A 20,131-nucleotide genomic window follows, 5' to 3' on the forward strand; every position below is an offset into this window, starting at 1 on the left:
TAAACCTTCTTCTTTTAATCTTTTGTTTTAAGGTGAGATTGCTTAAGAAGTGAGAAAAAATTAACAAAATGGCCCCCATTGGTTAGATAACATAATGTTCAGGTCTCCTATCTTTAAACAGGTCATTGAACTCGTTAAGCTTTTTATTCCTTGCTTTCTCTACGTTTATTTCCACTAATCCAACTTCCTCCTTGTTCTCGCTTGCCCTGAGCAGGATCTCTGCTTTTGGTGAGTTTATCTGGCTCATCCCTATGAATCTCAACCCCCTCTCCTCTCCGATTCTATTTGCGGTTATGCTAAACACCCTGTTTTCAAGGCTCCTTATTGGCATGGCCTTTGGTGCGTAGGGCAGAACGAGGTTTGCAGGATGTGCAACTATGTCAGCTCCTTTAAGAGCAAGAGTTCTCATGGCTTCTGGAAAAATCCAGTCAAAACATATCATAATTCCAACTTTCGCTATGCCTATGTTGAACACATGAAACCCGAGATTTCCGGGCTCAAAGAAGAGCTTCTCCCTGTAAAATAGATGAATCTTGCGATACTTCCCTATATAGCCCCCTCCTATTGGGCCTACTATTACGGCAGAATTATAGAGTTTCCCTTTTTCATCTTTTTCCGCAGTCCCGGCCACTATAAACATATCATGCTCCTTTGCCTGCTCCATTAGAAATTGGGTTGTTTCACCATCCGGGATTTGCTGAGCTATTTCTTCCACTTCTTCCTTGGTTTCAAAATTATACCCTACATCAAAAAGCTCCGGTAATACAATTAACTTAGCATTTTGTTTTGCGGCATCTTTTATCAGCGTTTCAGCTTTGCTTAAATTAGCATTTAGATCCAAAAGCTTCGGTTCCATTTGGATAAACCCGATCTTCATTATGTACCCCTCATTAGATATATGGGTTGGATGATTAATAACTTATCGAAAGCCATCTCTACTATTGGAACGCAACATTTCAAAATATAATTCACTGAATCCAAATACACATCTTTTGAGGCTTTTAATATAATTCAAAGATTAAACTATTCTTTGTTTGCATAAAAGTTTGCTAATAACATCACAAGGACAATAAATCATAAGCTAAAAGCTTTTTATAAGGTATAACGGGCTTAAATTCCTGGTAGATATTTGAAATAAAGAAAAAGCTCTGATTAGTCAAAATCTCTTTCAAACCCTCTTGTTTTGTTCTTTTTGTTTTTGCTATAATCTAATTTCTTTTGGGGGAAAAGCTTAAAAACCAAGCGAAGTGAGCTTAGTCTGGAACGATTATTGGGGTGATGATCATGAAGAGAAGACCAAGGAAATGGAAAAAGAAAGGAAGAATGAGATGGAAATGGATAAAAAAGAGAATTAGGAGATTAAAGAGGCAGAGAAAGAAGGAAAGAGGGATTATTTGATATCCTTCCCTTATCTTTACACTTCCCCTTTTTGAGTGGTAACAATGGAGGTTTTTCCACTTTATGAAAAACTTTCCCTTGACTTCGAGACTTCTCTTGGAAAAACTCTTGTATTAGCAGATCCTCACATAGGATTCGAACTTTCAAGAGGTTTAAGAATCAGAACAAGGTTTGAAAAGTTCCTTGCAGATTTTATAAAGTCAAAGAATCCCGATTTACTTATTATTCTAGGAGATGTTAAAGAACCCATTGGATTGGGAGCGTTCACTAAGAAGCTCCTAATTGAATTCTTTTCTGAAATTAGTGAGTTTAAAACCGTTATTACAAAGGGGAATCACGATGGAAAGATAGAAGAAATAACAGAGGCCTTTGATAACATAAAAATTACAGATTACTTTCTTCTTGATGGCACACTTTTTCTCCATGGGCATCAGCTGCTTCCGGGTGTTAAATTTGAGAAGGCTATCTTGGGCCATATACACCCCGCAATTAGTGTAAGAATCGGAAGCGCAGTTAAGAAAACTAAATGTTTTTTTAAAATTAACAAATTTTTGATCCTCCCCACTGTAAATCCTTACATAGAAGGTTTTGATGTTAGAGAGGGAATAAAAATGGTGCCCTTCTTAAAGCAATCTCCAATGGGAGAAGCATATTTACCTGATGGTACATACCTTGGAGTTATTGAACTCAACCCAAAAACTTAAAATATATGAAGATAAATCTTCATAGGTGTGAATTGGGTATGGGGGACATCTATGAGAAACTAGAGGGCTTGTTAAAAAACCTCGGTTTTAAGAAAAATGAACTCAGGATATACCAGCTCCTTCTTGAAAAGAACAGTGCTATGCATATTACAGAAATAAAAGAGGAGCTTGGAATAAGTGAAAGAAGCGTCAGGGAGCATGTACTCAACCTTTATAGACGAGGAGTTCTTAAAAGAGAGCTCATACAGAAGGGATGGCTTGGCTATGTTTATTCAGCAGTCTCACCAGCAGAACTTTTGACAAAAATCAGGGAAAATATGGTAAAAAAGATAAATGAGCTGGAAAAAGAACTAAAAAGAGATAATATTCAATGATTTTAATATCTCAAGGGCCTTTTCAAGTTTTTCACGATCTATATCCCCAAATTCTTCTTTTAATGCTGTGTAAGCTTCCTCTTTTGGTAACATTTCTCCGAGCATTAACAACTCATGAAGAAGAATCGCTGTTTTTCTATCCTCCAAAATTTTGGTCAATTTTTCTCCTTTATCTTTGTCTATTTGCATTATAGACCTCGGGGAGATTAGCCCTTTCTTTTTCCAATCCAACCAAGGTTCATATTTAAATTCATGACCAATGTGTAGACCCAAAAATCTTGAATCCCTGTATAATCCGTCCATGACAAGCTTCTCGGCCACTTCAAGGTCTCTTTCCATGTTTAATTCTCCTAAATACTTCATTATATAAGCCCTTGCAAATCTCTTAAGCTCCTTCTCATCCCCTTTTGAGAGAGCTAATGCTGTGGATAAGACCGCTTTTCCAATAATTTCAAGACTATCTTTACTAATTTTCTCAATTGTGTCCTCGCTTGAATGGTAAAACTTATCGGGCCATGTTATAGGCATTACACTTGGAATCCCAAAAAAGTTGAAAACATCATGATCGCTTCCCATCTCGTAGGAATAGCTTTTCATTTTCATCTTTGGTAATGGACTTCCACCAAAACTTTCTCCTCCGGAGTTTGCTAAGTTAATGAAGTACTCCAGTAGTCCGGATATTATAGAGAATCGTGAAAGAGGTGTTTTTATTACCATTATAGTTGATCCAGATCTGTCTTCACTACCACCAACCATGTCTAGATTTATCACTGCATAGTACTCTTCAAGACGGGCCCAATTTTCTATAAAAGCCTGGGTACCATAGTGCTCTGGAATCCAGAGAAATGCAAATCCAAATCTGAAGGAGTCATAGTAAAACTCTTTGAGAATTCTGGCCAGCTCTATCAACATGGCCGCACCACTTGCATTATCATTTGCTCCAGGTTTAGGATGGCACATATGCGCCGTAAAGAGAATGTATGGAGGACTTCCTATTTTAGCATATACAAGAGGTAAGGTTTGTTTCTCTGAGATGACACTCTCAACTTTTAATTTTACCTCTACTTTCTTCCCTTTCTTGAGCTTCTGGATAATCTTATTTGCGAGATCTTCACTAAGAGCAACTGCTGGGATCTTCGCCCATTCTAAGTCCCTTTTTGTTAAGAATAACCCTATATAAGGAAAAGCTTTACCAGAACCTTTTCTATACGCTATAAATCCTAAAGCTCCATTTTCATTGGCCTTTTTATAATTTTCATGCCATTTTTCGCCGATTAGAACTACTTTTTCTTTTGCCTTTTCCCAGTCTTCATCTTTTTCAATTGTTATAACTTCCCCCTCAGTTTCTCCTGGTGGGGAGTGGGCCATTACTACTAAGGGAGTTCTTGATGTCGTTATCTTCTCTCTCCCTATCACTATCTCTCCATAAATTAAATCCCATGCAATGGGGGAGACCAGTGTTAAATGCCATTTTTTCCCATCATATACTTCCTCTAGAAGTTCTGCTTTTATTCCATTTATTCTCAACTCTTCCATAATGTACCTTGCAGCTTGTACCATCTCTTTTGAACCCTGAATTCTGTGGAACTTGGTGAGCTCTCCAATATGGCCTATAACATTTTCAGGATCAAAAACTTCACTTTCTTTCAAAAACTTTCTCATTCACAACACCAGATAAAATAAGTTAGAAATATCAATAAAGTTTACCCTTCTCTTCCAAAAGCTTCTTTCATTAAAGTAGAGGACTCAATCTTCTTCACCAAGTATCTTGGGTAAGGAAAGCATTTTTGGAGCTTCTATGGATTTTATGAGTTTTATTATCTCGGGAGGTTCCATTATCTTTGGCGTTTTTGCAAATGCCTGGTAATCTTCTTCAATTTCTTCTTTTTCTTTGGTTTTGGTGGCTTCTTTTGTACCCTCTGGGATGATCTCAGATTCTAATTTACTGAGTCCGAGTTCTATTTCTTTTAATCTTCTGATCTTTCCGTCTTCTATGCCTTTTTCATATGCTGCCCTTACTTCATTATATATACTAAAGAACTCTGCCTTTTCGTAGATCTCTCTCTTTTTCTTGAAGATCCAGGAGACCCATTCTGTATGCCCCTTATATCCAACAAAGTATCCAAGCCTGTAAGCCTCTTTTATAAGTTTTTGCCTTTTGGTTGCCTTTTCATTCATATTACTCACCAAGGTGCTTCATTGTACACCTCTATACCATTTTCTGTGATCTTTATTTTCTTCAAATTACTATCATGGGAAGTCCCTCTCATTTTTAGTATTTGAAGTGCTCTTATCATGTTGTACTGTCTCATAAAATGATGCATTATTACCACCCCACTGGCCACATAGTAGTCATCTGTGTATTTTTCGGATTCTATCATCTCCGTTATTACGATTGCTGTTATTTCCATGGTAGAAAGCAGTTTTATTAGGCCCACAACTTCTTTTCGTTTATTTTCAGGGTCTTGTACCATGAATTCTAATGGAGTAAAGGAATCTATAACAACTCTTTTTGCATTTTCATGTAATATAATCCTTTTTATTTCCTTTAAAATCTCCTTCCATGTTGGTTTTTTGCCTCCTTGACTTAAAACGGCTCCTAAGTCATATATCACAATCTTTTTGCTTCGAATATGGGACAGAAGATTGAACCTATAATAGAGCATATCTTGGATTATAGTCTTGGAGTCATCAACCAGAGAAATATAAATTCCCTTTTCCCCGTTCTTAGCTCCTTCAACTAGAAACTGGATTCCCAAGGTGGTTTTGCCACTACCCGGGGGCCCGGTAACAACGTAGACTCTGCCGGGGATGAGCCCTCCACCGATGAGGTTGTCAAGCCCTTTTACTCCAGTAGAGACGCGGCTATATATTGGGAGTGATTTATTTTCCATTATGTTCTCCTCCATTTGTATTTTGGCACAGAAATATTTATTTCTTTTTCTTTAAGGATAGGCGAATCATCCCCATGTAATATTTCGATTAAAGAGAAAACGCACTATAAATGAAAATCCAATTCCAATTAAATTCGCAACTAAATAATGGAGGCCCACATGAAGGAGAACTAGGTAAATGGCCCATTGAACCAATGCCCCCGTAAGAGCCGCAAAGTGGAAGTTCAAAAGTCGTAAATAAAGGGCTTTTCTTTTAAGGTCTTTAAATGTCCAAATATCATTCCATACAAAATTATTCAATACTGAAAGCTCTGTAGCAGGAAGTACAGCTAACCTTTTGTCCCAACCTAAAAACTCAACAAATCCCCATAATGTCCCTTCATTGACCAAAACCCCACTTAAACCTACAACAGAGAACTTTACCAACCTATCTATTTCTCCTTCCCATCTCATTAAGCGGTAAAGATGCTTTAAATAATTAAAAATCTGTTTCTGACTCAATTTACTTTCTCCGCCCTTTCTTAACCCAAATGTAAATGGAATCTCAATAACTTTTTCATACTTTCCTTTTATGAGGATCTCCAAAAGTATTTTAAAGCCCACAGGGTTTAAATTGACATTTTCGATGACCTCCCGTTTGAAAGCAAAGAATCCACTTACTGGATCTTTTATATTCCGTATTTTAGGTAATGCGACCCTTCCAACCATGATAGCACCTTTGGAAATAACCTTCCTCCACCAGTACCAATTTTCAGCCTTTCCTCCCTTAACATACCTGCTAGCTATCGATATATCTGCTCCATGTTCAATAGCTTCTATTAGTTTGGGGATAACCTCTGGAGGGTGCTGAAGATCAGCATCCATTACCACAATGATGTCTCCATTAGCTTCTTCAAACCCTCTTATAACTGCTGAAGAAAGGCCTTTTTCGTTTGTTCTTCGTATAACCCTCACAGGATATATTTTTCCGAGGATTTCTGCTTTTTCCCAAGTTTTATCGGGGGAATCATCGTCCACTATTATTATTTCAAAATCTCTATCTTCTAATGCTCTTGAAATTCGTTCAAAAAGTTCCTCTAAATTTTCACGTTCATTGTACGTTGGTATTATTATGGATATCATGAGGACCCCCCAACACTATGCAACCCAGACCTTATATTTATTTTTGTTAGGTTAGAAAGATTTATAACTTGATTCTTAAAAGTTAGCCCTGGGGGGCCGTGGGGTAGCTTGGTCCATCCTTCCGGCTTCGGGAGCCGGAAACCCGGGTTCAAATCCCGGCGGCCCCACCAAAAAAGACTTCTAGGTGAGTATAATGCCATATCTACTGATCGAGCATCTTGAAGAAATAAGTGAGTGGCTTTGGCTTGAATATTCTCACGCGGCACAGTGGTGGAAAGATAAACTTATCTTTACAAATGTTAGAGCGGATGAGAGAGAAAAGTTCGCAAAACTGGGGAGTGTCTTAAGTGAGACTGTCACAAAGTTTCCATTTGAGTGTTCAAAACTTATTGTTCTTGATCTTCAAGCCGAAGAAGAACTTAAACCAGAGGATATTGAAGATGACACCATAATAGTCATTGGGGGCATTTTAGGAGATGCAATCCCCAAAGGGAGAACCAAGGAGTTTATAACCTCAAAAATGAAAGGAGTAAAAGTTAGACACATAGGAAAACCCCAATATTCGATTGACGGGGCTTCAATAGTGGCAAAGCTTATTGCAGATGGAAAAAGACTTGAAGAAATTGAATATGTAGAAAACCCAACGATAAGACTTGACAACTTAAGTGAAATCACCCTCCACTATGCTGTTCCAAAGCTCAACGGAGAACCTTTGATCACTCCAGGTTTAATAGAACTTCAGAAAAAAGAGCTTGGATTTGGAGACGACGATGTAAGCGATGAAGAGCTAATTAAGTTCTTTGAAGGAAAAAGAGAACTCTAGAGTTTTTTCTCCAATTTTTCACAAAGTCTATATCAGTTTTTCTTGGCCAGACTTTATCTGATACTCGTATCTTTATGAGTGTGAACCCTCCCTGTCGAATGGGATGCCAACATAGTCCGTAATAATAGAGACAACATCCATAAGCTCTCTGCTTTCCTTTGAAAAGAACATTTCAAGGTGCTCAAATGAGAATGGCTTAACATTGTAGAAATTTTCAAAAACCTTGATCCTCAAGGTGGGAGAACCCATAAAGAGAGAATATATGTCCACCATGCCCTTCCAGTGTTTTTCCCGTTTCTCGTCAGAATACGTAGGGTTGGAATATATGTCGAGTTTCAGTACGATAAGAGCCTCGGGAAGAACAACCCTAACTTTTCCGGAGAGCCCTTCAAACTCAAACTTTTCAATAGAATAATATTTTTCTTTGAACACTTTTTTTCACATAAGGACTCTCGAAGCTAAGCCTGCTTGGTTTTCTATCAAAGAGCAAATCAACATTTATCCTTTCCTCGAGGAATGGAAGCTCTCCATCTTTAACCACTTTAAAGTACTTGAAACCTGAACTTTGATAGCCCAGTTCCCTCAGTCTTGAATATACTTCCTTAAAAGAGTCCCATCTAACGAGGAAGTCTACGTCGACTGAGGGGACGCCATTTAGGTTCCACTTCTTCAGCAAATGTTTTCCACAACTGGAAGTTTTTACTTTGGCTCAAGGATTCACCATACTCTCCAGTGACGAGTGCAGTAGTTTATACTGAGTACCTTTATCATCAGTCCAAAAAACTTGGGAGCGTTGAAGAGGGAAAGAGCGCTGTTGAGACATTATTCCGTAGTATCGGGATTGAAGTTTTGGGATTCGATAAGGAATGCGCAGTAGAAACAGTGAAGGCAGTTGGGGGTAGGTGGGACTTTAAAAAAATGCAAGGGATTACATGATTGGGGTATTAGCAGTAAAGCTCAACGCCCCGTTAGTGACATACAATAAAAAGCACTTTGAATGATACGACGAAGTATATAATCCAGAAGAGTTTATAAAGCTCGCAAAGTAGCCGACTGACTTTTCTTTTCGAGAGATATACTCAACCAAAACGACAATGTAATGAGGAGCAAGACCTTGAGTGGGAACTAGCATCCCGCATGGGGGGCACACTATGTTATCAAGTGAACTGTCGGTGTAATTAATATTTGGGAATTTCTTCATCTGAAATGAAACGATTTTTAGGACTTCTTTGCACAATACAAAGGGCAGTCCTCATAGATGAAACAAATCAGAGTAAAATAGAAGCAAGTGCACAATTCTAATCATGGGCAGGCCGTACGGGGTTATGTCCATGCAACTTGGTTTCCACTTCTTAACACATACCCTCGATGTTTTAGTATCCAGACTAAAGACTTACCTGACCTCCTCCCCGCCTTAAAAGGCGAGGCTTTCAAAAGAAAAATGTAATGAGTTAGCCAAAAGTTAACTCGAAAACTTCAAGGTGTGAGATCGAGGAGGAAAAAGGGCACATCTTCCTTTTCGAGCACGGTGACAGTCTTTGGATGCCTCCTGTGGGCTTTCCCTGCCTTCACCTCGACCTTCAGGTTCCCCGCTATCGCATCAACTTCGTATGAGTTCCTGTAATAATAAACTTTCCCAAACTTCCTGTAGAGGTGTTCCTGGACAAGCCACTCGTAGAGGGCGTCTTCCCTCAACTGGGTGCCACTCCAAGCCGAGAAGAGTTGCGCCAACAACGGGTCCCTAAAGAAGAATTTCTTCTCTCGCCTATAGAGTACCCGCCCCCCCTGCTTGAGATATGCTATTCCGAGCAGGTACAACTCTCTAAAGAACTCGATGTAATCCTGCACAACTTTGTAGGAGTAACCGGAGGTCATTTCAGCTAGTGCCCTAAAGCTTGTCGCCGAAGGAGCGCTTTGAACCACTGTGGTAATTGTCTCCTTAGCTATTTCAAGGTTTTTCCCAAAACGGACGAATTCTCCTATATAAGCCCCTAAAAGGTCGTCCATGGGCATGCCGTTGATCGTTCCTGGGAAGCCACCAGTTTTCAGGTACTCTCCAAAGAGTTTCAGCGTTTTTTCTCTCTGGAGCTCTGGCCGTTTCAAACCCATAATCTCAACATATTCTCCGAAAGATAGTGGCATAACTTCGAGTGTTGTTCCTTTTCCCCTCCTCCCCGGGAATAGTTCTATGTCCCGCTTTACCCGCAGGGAACTTGATCCCGTGACCGTGACGACATTGTTCTCCAAGAGGCCTGCATCAATGAGTGGTTTGACTCCCTTCCACCACCCATCGAGCGAAGTGGCCTCGTCGAGAAATATATAACCCGTTTTGATGTCTTCCTTCTCCCTAATGGCTTGGAACTCTCTTATCAAGGCCGAGAGCCCTTTGTAGTCTGGAAGGATCTCAACATTGATGTATAGGATAGACTCGGGAGGGTTTTCCTTCAAGAGCTTTTGAATTAGGAGTTTTATTCCTGTTGTTTTTCCAACCTGTCTCGGACCTAGAACGAAGTTTAGCGAGAAAGGTTCGAGTGAGAGCTTTTTAATCCACTTGGGCCACCAGTGGATTTTCTGCTCCCTCCACCGCCTTGCATGGTAGTCCTCTTCTCCCTCCCACCAAGGATTCATGTAGGTTAAATCTCCAAACCTCATACCACCACCTGAGAATTTATAGTTCTCAAATCTTTATAAACTTTGAGAAGTTTGAGTTCTCAGAAATTTATAAATACCGATGCGAAGGTGTTAATTGTCAAGCAATGGATAAGGAATGGTCAAAGTTAAGTGATACTACAATTAAGAAAATGTTTGACTCCTTTGAATTGATTCCTTCTCTCAGAGCCTGCTCCTGTAGGAGTTTCGCTTTGTTTCTTATATCCATCATAAATATTTCTGTGTGGATGAATTAACTCTTTCTCCAATCTTCATTGATCCTGTGCATTTCTTTTCTGATTCTTTCTCTGTCTGCTTTATCAACAACTAAGAATATTTCCTGAATACTTCCATCACTCTTTGCCAGAAGCTTTAGGCCGGTAAGCGTTTCTCTAACCACCTTAATTTCAAAACCTCTTGAATCACTCGAATAAATTCTCCCTGGAATAACTTTTTTAACTCCCTTTAACGCTGAGATTTCCTCAAGGGCCTTTTCAATACCCTTGAGTAAATGATGCTCTCGTTTGACACCTCTTTTGAAGTGCTTTGGCATGTTCCCACCAGGAGCTATGCTTTCTTTCTGACCTTAACAGCAATCCCTCTTCTCGCTTTTATCATCTCTTCTCCACTTAGAATGGCTTTTCCAACACCAACCACTTTTTCGTCTCTCACAACACCAACAATATCGTCTGGCCTTATTTTGGCATCAGCCTCATTCACACCGATAGCAAAAACGTCTCCTCTAAGATCAAAGTCTATCTTCACATAGTAGCTTTTTGTCGCTTCATAAATGCGTTGCATTCCAAAGGGAGTCACGCTTATGATCCCATCTTGATACGTGCCTGTTTGTTGATTATCTACCTGAATACGAAGCATTTTAGAGCCCTTTATCTTCGCACTCTCTGGAAGAACAGCATCCCCTGCTCCTATGCCAAAATAGAAATCAAAAACTTTTCTTATGTTTTCATAGAAACGGTAAATTCTATCTTCCTTTCCAACCATTAATTCCAAATCAAGCTCTTTTATAGTCTCTTTTAGAGAGTCCAAGCTCTTTTTACTCGTTGTTCCATTTTTAACTTTGGTAAAAACTATTTCTCTTCCACTTATTTCGCTCGCTCTCTCTGCTACTTCTACATAGGCCTCATCCAGATGTGCTATGATGGGAATGTGGTTTGGATATTTTTCGAGGGTTTTAGCTAATAACTCTGCTGCGCTGCTTATCTCCTCCTCACTCCAATGTCCAGTAACAACAATATCATATTTAGCCAGCCATTCCCATTCTCTCGGAACAACACCAAAAGGTGACGTTAAGATAAGCTCATGTACCCGGTAAATTCCATTTCCCAAGCTCTCTTTAAGGGCTTTCCTATAAAGAATGTGACTTCTTGAGTGTGAATAAGGTTTCTTTGCAGAGCATGGGAAGAGGAAAAGAGCCTCCACATTTTCTGGGGGTTTGAACCTCTCAATCACTCTCTGCCTCCATCTAATAACTTCAGGCCTGTTTTGAGATGCATCACTTATGAAATAAACGGTATCCTTCTGGATCGGTGTGTATTTTTCCAGATAATCTGAATGCTCCTTATCAGCTATTCTCAGTACCCCTGTGTGAACTTGAGTATAGAAAAAGTTCTCAACTAAGTAACGGAGTTTACCCTCTTCCAATGCTTTTCTAACAAGCCCTATAACATCCTTTGCAAACTCCAAGGGATTTTCTTCCTCTTTCCATAATATCGGTGAAAATTGAGTAAAACCTTTTTTATGAAAGTCATAAAGTTTCAGAGAACGGGTATCGAATGCATCAATCCCAAGATAAACGGCCAATGGGTAGAAGAATGGTTCTAAATCGATGATTAACATTAAGTTCGGATCTTTTTCACGAATTAAACGGATTACTTCAACAAACTTCCTGTATTCCTTCACAAATATTTTGGAATTTCCAATATAAACCGCATCAAAAGACTCACGAGAGAGAACTTCTTCGAGAAATTCATTTATGTATTTTAAATCCCTAACTACAGGGAGGTAGAGAGCATTAAATCTTGAATAATCAACTTCATAAAGCCTTTTTAAGGCCTTCTCTATTATATCTCTTGGAGTGTAAAAACTGAGGGGAATTGAAGGCGCTAGATTAAAATCGTACTCTCCAAAGTCTTTGGGGTAGAAGTATGAATTGAATGGAGAAAGGGTAAAATCAATGTTCACAAGTGCAGGAGTTTTGAAAACTTTATCATTAACTCTACTCAAGCCAAGTCTTCCAGGGCCTTCGTGTTTTAGAGTTTCCATTCCTCACACCAGGTTATACCTCTGCAGGAGGAGTAGCTCATCAAGAGTAAGTTTTTCTCCACGTTTGAATTTTTCAAGGGCCTCTACTGCGCGCTCAAATGTAGCATCTTTCTTTGATCTCATTTTTGCTACCATTTTGTAGGCTATAAGCTCTTTGTGTTTCTGATCAAATTCAAAAATTTTCTTTTCTACTTCTCTTAGTTCCTCTCTGATTTCCCTCATTTTATCCCGCAACTCTATAACCTTCTGATGATATTCATCCGCTTCTTTCTTGATTTCATCTGCTTGTTGATAAGATTTAAGCATCTGCTCATGGAACTGTTGACTTTGATTTGCTAATTTTTGTATTTCCAGACCCATGGCCCTTCTAGCTCTTTTCAAACTTTCTATCTTTTTTCTAGTCTCTTGTAATCTCTTGTGGAATCTATCGGCCTGCTGAAGAATCTCAAGCTCTGTTGCCAGAACCTGAATTTGATCAACTATTTGTTTTTCCCTTTCAGAAGTTATGGTCGGGTTAGTCTGTAATTCCCATTCAAGCTTCTCTATTCTTTCCTCTATTTTTTCTTTTGGCATTTTAAGTCTTCTAAGTTGTCGGTATTCATCCCTTTTAGCTCTATACTCCATAGCCTCTTGATACAGGAGATTAAGTTTGGCATTTATCTCCTCTCTGTTCTTCTTAAGTTCCTGAATCTGTTGATTAACTTCATCCCTCTTAGTTTTGTATTCCCTAGCCTTTTCTCTTAGGTGTTTTACTTCTTTATTTTTCTCATCTCTTTTTTGTACCCAAATATTCAGCTCTTTTTGGAGCTGTTCTAATCTCTCTTTAATTTCCTTTTTCTCTCTTTCTAAAACCTCTATTTCGGCTTTTATCCTTTTAATTTCTTCTGGGTCTACTTTCACTTGCATGGTCTCTTCCCCTTCCTCTATTTTAGAATAGTTAATCATGATCTCACCCTGATTTAAGCCTCACTAAGTTGAAGTAAAAACCCAATAAAAACTTTTTGGCTATTATGAGAAATCATCCAATAAAATTAAGAGCATTTGTTTAGATTTACTAAAATTATTAAAAAATAAAAAACAAAATCGTATCTAATCCCGTCCCTCTTGTTTCACTGGATAAGGCATGAACTCTACAGTCCCCCTTTGTTTAATAGGCTGTCTGTACAGCTCCATTAATGTATATACTTCCATTGGAACGTTTGTATTTACATTCAATCCAAGTTCCCTTGCGTGTTCTACTGTTATTGGATAATCATGTGTCCATCTACCTTCCGTTAAAACTTGAGCCAGTTGTTTGGCTTTTTCTTCTCCATATTTGTCTTTCAAGAGATGGTACACAAAATCCCGTACCTGATTTATAGCTTTCTTTGCTACATCCGCCAGTATTAGAGTTTGATCTTCCACTTTATCTATACTCTTTTGCTCAACAGCTTTTATTATACTTGGCGCCGGGTATTGGCCAAGTTGTGGATCAACAGGACCCAAGACGGCATGTGGATCCATTATTATCTCATCCGCAGCAAGTGCTATTAAAGTTCCACCACTCATTGCATAGTGGGGAATTATTACCCTTGTTTTAGCAGGATGATCCTTCAAGGCCTTGGCTATCTGAGTAGCTGCTAGAACCAAGCCTCCGGGCGTGTGAATGATCAAATCTATGGGTTTATCTTTCGGTGCCATCCTGATAGCTCTGAGTATCTCCTCGCTGTCTTCTATGCTTATAAACTTGTACACCGGAATTCCAAAGAACCCTATGCTTTCTTGTCTGTGTATCATTGTGATTACAGTAGAATTTCTTTTTCTTGCTAGTTTTTCCAATAGTTTTGTTCTTGCCACTTGTAATTACCTGTAATGAATTTGTGGACCCATAAGTAAGTAGAAGAGGAATATCCACCATATCAAAGATCCTACTATCCCACTAAACGGATCCATAAAACCACCTCCGTGATATCCTAAAAATTACAACATCAATGTCTTTAAGCCTTTTGGTAAATAAGATTATAAAGAATAGAAAATTAGATAAAGGTCATCTTGTTATTTGGGTGCCTGTTTTTCCTTCCAATGCCTCAACAGCCTTATCCAGTGCCGCTATTATTGCCCTCTCCCCACCCCACTCAATAAACCTTATTGCTGCAAGTACTTTTGGCCCCATGCTACCCTTTTTGAAGTGGCCTTCCTCATAATACCTCTTTATTTCTCCCAAAGTAACCTTTTCAAGCCACTTTTCGTTAGGTCTACCATAGTTAATTGCAGCTCCATTAACATCCGTAAGAATCATGAAAATATCAGCGTTAACTTCCTCAGCAAGCCTTTCTCCAGCCAGATCTTTGTCAATAACTGCTTCAACGCCCTTAAGCTCACCATTCTCCTCTACAACAGGAATTCCTCCACCACCTGAAGATATCACTATAAATTCTTTTTCAACAAGATCTTGGATTATGGGAGCCTCTACATGTCCCTTTGGGTCTGGACTTGGCACTACCCTCCTCCAACCCCTTCCAGCGTCCTCTATAACCACCCAACCTTTCTCCTTAGCGAGTTTTTTAGCAGTCTCTTCACTATAGAAGGGCCCAACTGGTTTTGATGGGTGCTGAAAAGCGGGATCATTCTTGTCCACAATAGTTTGGGTGACTATAGTCGCCACTGGCCGTTCAACACCCCTCCTCCTCAATTCATTCATTATTGCCTGCTGAATCATGTAACCTATTTGACCCTGACTCATTGCACCACAAACATCCATAGGTTGAGCAGGAATTCCATGCACGTGCTCTCCAGCATCCTGTTGGAGAAGAAGAGCTCCAACTTGAGGACCATTACCATGAGTGATAACCACTTCATACTCATTATCAAGAATAATATCAACAATCTGCCTTGCAGTCTTTCTCACATTCTCCATTTGCTCTTCATAAGTACCTTTCTGACCCCTTTGAAGAATAGCATTCCCACCTAAAGCTATGACAACTCTCTTTCTCATTCATAATCCCTCCATCACTAGTGCATAAGATTAGACACTGAAGGATTAAAAGAGTTTCTTAGTGCTAAAATAAATTTTATAGAAAAAATTTCGAATTCTTCTTGAATCACTTTACAAATATAAAAATAGTAAACCAAATCGGTTTCTAAAGAACTTCAGAGGTACCATTCAGCGAAATTCCCTATTTCCAGACTTTGTAGGGTTTTCATTACTCCCAGGGCAATTCCTTCAACCTCAATACCACCTTCACCCTTATTAGCGTCTCCTACAATGTAAACATTCTCCATTGGAAATTCAACATGCTGCCCTGAGGCAACCCTATTAACTGGATTCCCATCACGATATGTCTGAACCATCAAGACTTCTCCATTCTTTTCAAGATCTGGAAAGAGGTAGTAAAGGTCTTCAATTCCAAGTCTCTGTTCTTTCTTTATATCTCTGCTTTTTAAGGCCTGGTGGGTCATTACAAGAGTGTATCCCTTCCTTGCGAGTTGGAGAGAAAGAGATGAGGGTTCATTATAACCATTTATTCTCTTGGTATCTAGGGCAAACACAACAGTATTCCCTATTCTTGGTTCCCCTTTTAGGGCTACATTAATTTTAATGCCCTCAGCAGGCTTTAGAGAATCAACTCTCTTTAAATAATTCCTATCAAATTCATCCCGTCCAAAAAGCTCCACCGTCTCCCTTATACCAATATTCGAAATGAGAATATCATAAAGGTATTCTTCTCCATCTGCAGTTATGACTCTCCCATCATCCACTTCCACCGCTTTCTTCCTTGTAATCATTTTTCCCCCGTTTTCTCTCACAATCCTTGCAAGTTCTTCACTAACTGCCTTGCATCCGCCTTTTATAAGGCCTGGTCCACCCCACTTTAAAGTTGCCTTGATTTCCTTAGCCAATTCTATTGCAGAAACTTCTTCGGGAGCTAGACTAACTGCCCATCCAAGAAAGCTTTTTATGAAGAGATATGCAAATTCATTCTCTCCTATCTTTTCACTTAACCATTCCCATGAGTTGAGATGAGCTTCCTCCCCCTTTGGGAGTTTATTGGCCTTTATCTCTGCTAAGAGCTTCATGGCTTTAGCCTTCTCTTTTAGGCTTAGATACTTCCAGCCTTCCCTGTAGTGATATATTTTTCCATCTATGAAGAATTTTCCTTTGGGAGTTGAGTTTACTATTTCCACATTTGCATTGAGAAGCTTTAATAGATGGGCAAGTGGACCGTTCTCACCGTGGGGAACCATATGAAGAGCACCTGTTGAAAGTTGAAACCCCTTGTACGCAATGTTGGTAAATCTCCCCCCCACAAAGGGAGATTTTTCTAAAACTGTGACATCATATCCATTCTTAACCAAAAAAGCACTGGTTAAAAGACCTCCAAGTCCAGCGCCAATTGTTACAACTTTCTTCACTATTTCACCTCCTTGGATTGCCAAAAGGGTCTATTAACCCTGCCCTTATCAAGGAAGAGCTTATTTTACTTCCAATTTTGCTTTTAACTATGTCTATTGTAACTATATCAAGAGGTTTTAATCCTTTCTCCTTTCTTGCTTTATTAACTAAGAGAGCCCCTTTGTAGGTTTCTTCACTTACCACTATAGCATCCAAACTTCTTATTTTATCTGCAAATCCTATAGCACTATTAATTTTTATTATCCGATAATTACTATACCCATTAACCTCAAAAAACTTCAATAGATCCCTTAAACGGATATCATAAGGAAGGATTTTTTCTGCATACGGCTTGTCCTTTATCATCTCGTCAGAGGTTATACCAACATAAACGTACCTACCTACCTCAAAGGCCTTTCTAAGAAGAGCTTTATGCCCCAAATGCAACCTATCAAAGGTTCCACCCACAACGACCTTTTTATACCTTCTCATCTGTATCACATCATATTCTTCTGTGCACACCAATAAATTTTTGTATTGCTATTTGAAAAACTTTTGGAGGTGAAGGGATGGAGTTCTTTTTTTATCCCTCATCAGTGGCAGTATTCGGATCTTTCAAAAAAGGTGCAATTGCATATGAGATTTTGGGGAATATTATTGAGGGAGGCTTTGAAGGGGATGTAACACCTGTAAACCCAAAAGGAGGAGAAGTAGAGGTTGCAAATGTAAGGCTCAAAATCGAGAAAAAACTAGAGAAAAATGTTGATGTTGCTATAATAGCTATTCCCGCGAAGTTTGTACCTCCCTTAATTGATGAAATCGGTGACAAAGTGAAAGGAGCTGTCGTAATAAGTGCCGGATTCAGCGAAGTAGGTAATGTGGACCTCGAAAAGGAGCTCATTGAAAAAGCAAGAAATAAAGGAGTTAAAGTTATCGGGCCCAATTGTGCGGGAATTTTTGGAGTTCACGCCAATTTCTTCGGTTCTTTTGAAGTACGGGTTAATAAGGGAGGACTTGCCTTAATATCTCAAAGTGGAGCTTTTGGTGGGGCCGCTTTGGCTATGGGAAATGAAGAAGGAATTGGATTTTCTGCCTTTGTCTCATATGGCAATGCAGCAGATTTAACAGAAAGCGATTTTCTAAAGTATTTTGCAGATGACAAAAACACAAAAGTTATCGCACTGTACATTGAGGGAGTAAAAGATGGAAGGAAGTTTATAGAGGCCCTAAAATATGCAACAAGCAAAAAACCAGTGATAGTATTAAAGGCTGGAAAGAGCAAGAGCGGAAGCAAGGCCGCCCAGAGCCATACCGGAAGTATGGCGGGTAGCTATGAAATCTATAGAGCAACTTTTTGCCAATTCAATGCAATAGAGGTTGAAGAAATGGAAGAACTGTTTGATGCAGCAAAAACCTTTGAGATGTATGAAAGTGGAGGAAAAAGAATTGCTATAATAACAAACTCTGGAGGGCCAGGGGTTCTCGCTACAGATAAAGCAGAAAAATTAGGTTTGGAAATCGCAAAATTGAGTGAGAAAACGATAAATGAACTTATGGAGTTTCTGCCTCCCCAGTGCTCTGTTAAGAACCCTGTTGATTTAATAGCTGATGCTGATTACGAACGATACAAGAAGACCATAGAGATCCTTTGTAGAGATGAAAACGTGGATAGTCTCCTCATTATCTGTGTTCCCCCAATATTTATCCCAAGCGAAGAAATAGCAAGGGCAATAATAGATGCAAAGTGTAGCAAACCCATTGTAGTGAACTTCATGGCTGGAGATCTCGTGAAAAATGGAATCAGACTTTTAGATGTCCATGGGTTTAAAAACTTCTTAACACCTGAAAGAGCTGTCAGGGCACTAAAATGGCTAAGTTTGAGGAAAGTTTTTAGTAACCAAGATCAATTCCAATAGAGAGGTGAGAGGTATGTACCACCTTATTTACCCTATGAGGACATATCTAGTAGTTTCGGGCCAAGGTGATGAGGCCAATGTAATGGCTGCTGACTGGGTGACAGTACTTTCCCACCGGCCGAGTTTAATTGGTGTTGCAATTTCCCCAAAAAGATACACCCACAGGTTAATCTCTAAATATCAAGAATTCGTGATTAGTGTCCCAAGCTTAGAGATGCTTGAAGATGTTTGGATTGCAGGTACAAAAAGCGGCCCATCAAAACTTAGGGAGATGAACATGACCCTAGTCCCATCCAAAAAGATAAACACACCAAGCATTAAGGAGGCCCTAGCAAACATAGAGTGTAGAGTTGTAGACGCAAGAGATTATGGAGATCACACCTGGTTTGTTGGAGAGATCGTGGGCTACACATACAATGAAGACGCTTTTCCAAAAGGAAGGCCTAATGTAAGAAAAGCAAATTTCCTCGCTCATGCTGCATGGACAGACTTTGTAACATTCGAGAAGCGAGTTTACAAGACCGACTGATCTCCATATCCTATACAGTTATAGAAAGCTACAATGGAACCATCTCTTAACAAAAACAAATGCTTTTTAAACTCCATTCTATACCTTTTTTGATGATCGCTTTAGGAATTGAAGGTACTGCACATACGCTGGGCATAGGGATCGTAACAGAAGATAAAGTACTTGCCAACGTATTTAACACTCTAACCACCGAAAAAGGAGGTATACATCCAAAAGAGGCAGCAGAACATCATGCAAAGCTCCTACGCCCCCTCTTAAAAAAGGCCCTTCAAGAGGCCAAAGTTAATATCAAGGATGTGGATGTTATAGCCTTTTCTCAAGGCCCAGGTTTAGGGCCAGCTTTGAGAGTTGTGGCAACAGCGGCTAGAGCTTTGGCCCTACGATACAACAAACCAATAGTAGGGGTAAACCATTGTATTGCTCATGTAGAAGTTACCAAGATGTTTGGGATTAAAGATCCAGTGGGCCTTTATGTGAGTGGTGGGAATACCCAAATTTTAGCCCTAGAAGGAGGAAGGTACAGAGTTTTTGGGGAGACCCTTGATATAGGCATTGGCAATGCAATAGATACATTTGCGAGAGAAATTGGTCTTGGATTCCCAGGTGGCCCCAAAATTGAAAAACTTGCTCAGAGAGGAGAGAAATACATTGAATTGCCTTACACAGTTAAAGGAATGGACTTAAGCTTTTCTGGAATTCTAACTGAGGCCGTAAGAAAGTATAAAACCGGAAAGTATAAACTTGAAGACATAGCATATTCTTTCCAAGAAACAGCCTTTGCGGCCCTTATTGAAGTTACTGAAAGGGCTGTAGCACATACTGGAAAAGAAGAAGTGGTTTTAGTGGGAGGAGTTGCTGCCAATAACCGCTTAAGGGAAATGCTCAAGACAATGAGTGAAGAAAGGAGTATAAAGTTCTTCGTTCCTCCCTATGATTTATGTAGAGATAATGGGGCCATGATAGCATATAATGGCCTGAGAATGTTTAAAGCTGGCATAAGATTCAACATTGAAGAAACTATTGTCAAACAAAAATTCAGAACCGATGAAATGGAAGTGACTTGGTGA

The 20,131-nt window shown here is 39.3% G+C and carries 21 protein-coding genes, 1 tRNA gene and 1 pseudogene; 8 read left to right on the forward strand and 15 right to left on the reverse strand.

Annotated features, from left to right (window positions below; genetic code table 11):
- Positions 1 to 82: 82 nt before the first annotated feature.
- Positions 83 to 877 carry a nitrilase gene (locus tag TSIB_RS08835; protein WP_015850083.1) on the reverse strand — a complete coding sequence of 265 codons (795 nt, stop codon included), beginning with the start codon at positions 875 to 877 and terminating at the stop codon, positions 83 to 85.
- Between the two features lie 565 nt (positions 878 to 1,442).
- Here TSIB_RS08835 and TSIB_RS08845 point away from each other — a divergent pair.
- Positions 1,443 to 2,102 carry a metallophosphoesterase gene (locus TSIB_RS08845; RefSeq protein WP_015850085.1) on the forward strand — a complete coding sequence of 220 codons (660 nt, stop codon included), beginning with the start codon at positions 1,443 to 1,445 and terminating at the stop codon, positions 2,100 to 2,102.
- A gap of 38 nt (positions 2,103 to 2,140) precedes the next feature.
- The gene (locus tag TSIB_RS08850) at positions 2,141 to 2,476 is read left to right on the forward strand and encodes a transcriptional regulator (protein ID WP_015850086.1); all 336 of its coding nucleotides are present in this window, start codon (positions 2,141 to 2,143) and stop codon (positions 2,474 to 2,476) included.
- Here the strand turns inward: TSIB_RS08850 and TSIB_RS08855 are convergent.
- The 4 genes from TSIB_RS08855 to TSIB_RS08870 form a co-directional block, all read right to left on the reverse strand.
- Positions 2,453 to 4,138: a DUF4910 domain-containing protein gene (locus TSIB_RS08855; RefSeq protein WP_015850087.1), complete on the reverse strand. Its 1,686-nt coding sequence runs from the start codon at positions 4,136 to 4,138 to the stop codon at positions 2,453 to 2,455. The two genes, TSIB_RS08850 and TSIB_RS08855, sit on opposite strands and share 24 nt — an antisense overlap.
- A gap of 84 nt (positions 4,139 to 4,222) precedes the next feature.
- Positions 4,223 to 4,654 carry a hypothetical protein gene (locus TSIB_RS08860; RefSeq protein ID WP_015850088.1) on the reverse strand — a complete coding sequence of 144 codons (432 nt, stop codon included), beginning with the start codon at positions 4,652 to 4,654 and terminating at the stop codon, positions 4,223 to 4,225.
- A gap of 5 nt (positions 4,655 to 4,659) precedes the next feature.
- Complete coding sequence (locus tag TSIB_RS08865; RefSeq protein ID WP_048160613.1) at positions 4,660 to 5,370, reverse strand: RAD55 family ATPase; 711 nt, start codon at positions 5,368 to 5,370, stop codon at positions 4,660 to 4,662.
- A 66-nt stretch (positions 5,371 to 5,436) separates the two neighbouring features.
- A complete protein-coding gene (locus TSIB_RS08870; RefSeq protein ID WP_015850090.1) occupies positions 5,437 to 6,492 on the reverse strand; it encodes a glycosyltransferase in 1,056 nt (351 codons plus the stop codon).
- Positions 6,493 to 6,584: 92 nt separating this feature from the next.
- On the opposite strand from TSIB_RS08870, the gene TSIB_RS08875 reads away from it, so the two are divergent.
- Both TSIB_RS08875 and TSIB_RS08880 read left to right on the forward strand, forming a co-directional pair.
- A tRNA-Pro gene (locus tag TSIB_RS08875) sits at positions 6,585 to 6,662 on the forward strand.
- Between the two features lie 23 nt (positions 6,663 to 6,685).
- Positions 6,686 to 7,315, forward strand: a complete 630-nt coding sequence (locus tag TSIB_RS08880; RefSeq protein ID WP_015850091.1) for a hypothetical protein — start codon at positions 6,686 to 6,688, stop codon at positions 7,313 to 7,315.
- 72 nt (positions 7,316 to 7,387) lie between these two features.
- Here TSIB_RS08880 and TSIB_RS08885 read toward each other — a convergent pair whose 3' ends face one another.
- Positions 7,388 to 7,747: a hypothetical protein gene (locus TSIB_RS08885; RefSeq protein ID WP_015850092.1), complete on the reverse strand. Its 360-nt coding sequence runs from the start codon at positions 7,745 to 7,747 to the stop codon at positions 7,388 to 7,390.
- Positions 7,719 to 7,991: a hypothetical protein gene (locus TSIB_RS08890; RefSeq protein WP_015850093.1), complete on the reverse strand. Its 273-nt coding sequence runs from the start codon at positions 7,989 to 7,991 to the stop codon at positions 7,719 to 7,721. The genes TSIB_RS08885 and TSIB_RS08890 overlap by 29 nt, the downstream gene beginning before the upstream one ends.
- A 56-nt stretch (positions 7,992 to 8,047) precedes the next feature.
- On the opposite strand from TSIB_RS08890, the gene TSIB_RS10635 reads away from it, so the two are divergent.
- A complete protein-coding gene (locus TSIB_RS10635) occupies positions 8,048 to 8,251 on the forward strand; it encodes a hypothetical protein (protein WP_015850094.1) in 204 nt (67 codons plus the stop codon).
- A gap of 540 nt (positions 8,252 to 8,791) precedes the next feature.
- Here the strand turns inward: TSIB_RS10635 and TSIB_RS08900 are convergent.
- The 8 genes and pseudogenes from TSIB_RS08900 to coaD all read right to left on the reverse strand — a co-directional run bounded on the left by TSIB_RS08900 (position 8,792) and on the right by coaD (position 17,111).
- The gene (locus TSIB_RS08900) at positions 8,792 to 9,967 is read right to left on the reverse strand and encodes an ATP-binding protein (RefSeq protein ID WP_015850095.1); all 1,176 of its coding nucleotides are present in this window, start codon (positions 9,965 to 9,967) and stop codon (positions 8,792 to 8,794) included.
- Between the two features lie 250 nt (positions 9,968 to 10,217).
- Positions 10,218 to 10,517, reverse strand: coding sequence for a DUF2103 domain-containing protein (locus TSIB_RS08905; protein ID WP_015850097.1), 300 nt, complete (start codon positions 10,515 to 10,517; stop codon positions 10,218 to 10,220).
- A 14-nt stretch (positions 10,518 to 10,531) separates the two neighbouring features.
- Positions 10,532 to 12,247 carry an archaeosine synthase subunit alpha gene (gene arcS / locus TSIB_RS08910; RefSeq protein WP_015850098.1) on the reverse strand — a complete coding sequence of 572 codons (1,716 nt, stop codon included), beginning with the start codon at positions 12,245 to 12,247 and terminating at the stop codon, positions 10,532 to 10,534.
- 3 nt (positions 12,248 to 12,250) lie between these two features.
- Positions 12,251 to 13,153: a coiled-coil protein gene (locus tag TSIB_RS08915; RefSeq protein WP_048160941.1), complete on the reverse strand. Its 903-nt coding sequence runs from the start codon at positions 13,151 to 13,153 to the stop codon at positions 12,251 to 12,253.
- A gap of 183 nt (positions 13,154 to 13,336) precedes the next feature.
- Positions 13,337 to 14,179: pseudogene (locus tag TSIB_RS08920) on the reverse strand (SDH family Clp fold serine proteinase).
- A 94-nt stretch (positions 14,180 to 14,273) separates the two neighbouring features.
- Positions 14,274 to 15,221: a carbamate kinase gene (arcC, locus tag TSIB_RS08925; protein WP_015850101.1), complete on the reverse strand. Its 948-nt coding sequence runs from the start codon at positions 15,219 to 15,221 to the stop codon at positions 14,274 to 14,276.
- Between the two features lie 155 nt (positions 15,222 to 15,376).
- Entirely contained in the window at positions 15,377 to 16,639 is a 1,263-nt protein-coding gene (locus TSIB_RS08930; protein WP_048160619.1) for a phytoene desaturase family protein, read from the reverse strand.
- Between the two features lie 4 nt (positions 16,640 to 16,643).
- Positions 16,644 to 17,111 carry a phosphopantetheine adenylyltransferase gene (gene coaD / locus TSIB_RS08935; protein WP_048160621.1) on the reverse strand — a complete coding sequence of 156 codons (468 nt, stop codon included), beginning with the start codon at positions 17,109 to 17,111 and terminating at the stop codon, positions 16,644 to 16,646.
- A 77-nt stretch (positions 17,112 to 17,188) separates the two neighbouring features.
- Here coaD and TSIB_RS08940 point away from each other — a divergent pair, with 77 nt between their 5' ends.
- The 3 genes from TSIB_RS08940 (at position 17,189) to TSIB_RS08950 (ending at position 20,131) form a co-directional block, all read left to right on the forward strand.
- Positions 17,189 to 18,535, forward strand: a complete 1,347-nt coding sequence (locus TSIB_RS08940) for an acetate--CoA ligase family protein (RefSeq protein WP_015850104.1) — start codon at positions 17,189 to 17,191, stop codon at positions 18,533 to 18,535.
- A gap of 13 nt (positions 18,536 to 18,548) precedes the next feature.
- Positions 18,549 to 19,064 carry a flavin reductase family protein gene (locus tag TSIB_RS08945; protein ID WP_048160623.1) on the forward strand — a complete coding sequence of 172 codons (516 nt, stop codon included), beginning with the start codon at positions 18,549 to 18,551 and terminating at the stop codon, positions 19,062 to 19,064.
- A gap of 92 nt (positions 19,065 to 19,156) precedes the next feature.
- Positions 19,157 to 20,131: a bifunctional N(6)-L-threonylcarbamoyladenine synthase/serine/threonine protein kinase gene (locus TSIB_RS08950; protein ID WP_015850106.1), complete on the forward strand. Its 975-nt coding sequence runs from the start codon at positions 19,157 to 19,159 to the stop codon at positions 20,129 to 20,131.

It is taken from the genome of Thermococcus sibiricus MM 739 (assembly GCF_000022545.1).
Lineage (GTDB): Archaea > Methanobacteriota_B > Thermococci > Thermococcales > Thermococcaceae > Thermococcus_A > Thermococcus_A sibiricus.

Excerpts from the sequence above, each read along its gene's own strand:
- TSIB_RS08835 (WP_015850083.1), bottom strand. The coding sequence starts at position 877 with ATGAAGATCGGGTTTATCCAAATGGAACCGAAGCTTTTGGATCTAAAT.
- TSIB_RS08845 (WP_015850085.1), top strand. The coding sequence starts at position 1,443 with ATGGAGGTTTTTCCACTTTATGAAAAACTTTCCCTTGACTTCGAGACT.
- TSIB_RS08850 (WP_015850086.1), top strand. The coding sequence starts at position 2,141 with ATGGGGGACATCTATGAGAAACTAGAGGGCTTGTTAAAAAACCTCGGT.
- TSIB_RS08855 (WP_015850087.1), bottom strand. The coding sequence starts at position 4,138 with ATGAGAAAGTTTTTGAAAGAAAGTGAAGTTTTTGATCCTGAAAATGTT.
- TSIB_RS08860 (WP_015850088.1), bottom strand. The coding sequence starts at position 4,654 with ATGAATGAAAAGGCAACCAAAAGGCAAAAACTTATAAAAGAGGCTTAC.
- TSIB_RS08865 (WP_048160613.1), bottom strand. The coding sequence starts at position 5,370 with ATGGAAAATAAATCACTCCCAATATATAGCCGCGTCTCTACTGGAGTA.
- TSIB_RS08870 (WP_015850090.1), bottom strand. The coding sequence starts at position 6,492 with ATGATATCCATAATAATACCAACGTACAATGAACGTGAAAATTTAGAG.
- TSIB_RS08880 (WP_015850091.1), top strand. The coding sequence starts at position 6,686 with ATGCCATATCTACTGATCGAGCATCTTGAAGAAATAAGTGAGTGGCTT.
- TSIB_RS08900 (WP_015850095.1), bottom strand. The coding sequence starts at position 9,967 with ATGAGGTTTGGAGATTTAACCTACATGAATCCTTGGTGGGAGGGAGAA.
- TSIB_RS08905 (WP_015850097.1), bottom strand. The coding sequence starts at position 10,517 with ATGCCAAAGCACTTCAAAAGAGGTGTCAAACGAGAGCATCATTTACTC.
- arcS (WP_015850098.1), bottom strand. The coding sequence starts at position 12,247 with ATGGAAACTCTAAAACACGAAGGCCCTGGAAGACTTGGCTTGAGTAGA.
- TSIB_RS08915 (WP_048160941.1), bottom strand. The coding sequence starts at position 13,153 with ATGCAAGTGAAAGTAGACCCAGAAGAAATTAAAAGGATAAAAGCCGAA.
- arcC (WP_015850101.1), bottom strand. The coding sequence starts at position 15,221 with ATGAGAAAGAGAGTTGTCATAGCTTTAGGTGGGAATGCTATTCTTCAA.
- coaD (WP_048160621.1), bottom strand. The coding sequence starts at position 17,111 with ATGAGAAGGTATAAAAAGGTCGTTGTGGGTGGAACCTTTGATAGGTTG.
- TSIB_RS08940 (WP_015850104.1), top strand. The coding sequence starts at position 17,189 with ATGGAGTTCTTTTTTTATCCCTCATCAGTGGCAGTATTCGGATCTTTC.
- TSIB_RS08945 (WP_048160623.1), top strand. The coding sequence starts at position 18,549 with ATGTACCACCTTATTTACCCTATGAGGACATATCTAGTAGTTTCGGGC.
- TSIB_RS08950 (WP_015850106.1), top strand. The coding sequence starts at position 19,157 with ATGATCGCTTTAGGAATTGAAGGTACTGCACATACGCTGGGCATAGGG.